The following is a 401-nucleotide window of genomic DNA, read 5'->3' as shown; positions in this document are numbered from 1 at the left end:
CACCGGTTATCGCAACTTCGCGCTCGCCAACTACATGAAATCCTTCGGCAATCTTCATCATGCGCCGGAACTGGCGCTGGGCGTCTACTTCCACCATTGCGCCATCGCCATGAGCTGCCGGCAACTGGCGATGGCCGGCCGCTTCCTCGCCAATGGCGGCAAGAACCCGGCGACAGGCCACTCCGTGGTGTCGGCGGAGCGGGCGCGGCGCATCGGCGCCATGATGCTGACTTGCGGTCACTATGATGGCTCCGGCGATTTCGCCTTCCGCGTTGGCATTCCGGGAAAAAGCGGCGTCGGTGGCGGCATATTGGGCATCGTGCCGGGTGTGGCGTCGCTTGCGGTGTGGTCGCCCGGGCTCAACGCCAACGGCAATTCCAAGCTGGGTTCGATCGCGCTGG

At 64.6% G+C, this 401-nt stretch carries 1 protein-coding gene; it reads left to right on the top strand.

Annotation, left to right across the window (positions count from 1 at the left end; genetic code table 11):
* Positions 1–401: glutaminase (locus ACWTU8_RS33170; RefSeq protein ID WP_455851423.1), on the top strand; the 401-nt coding region annotated here is incomplete at both ends.

Source organism: Mesorhizobium sp. BHbdii (assembly GCF_053848045.1).
Note: the sequence above shows the minus strand (reverse complement) of the source record. Positions and strands in the feature narration are given on the sequence as shown.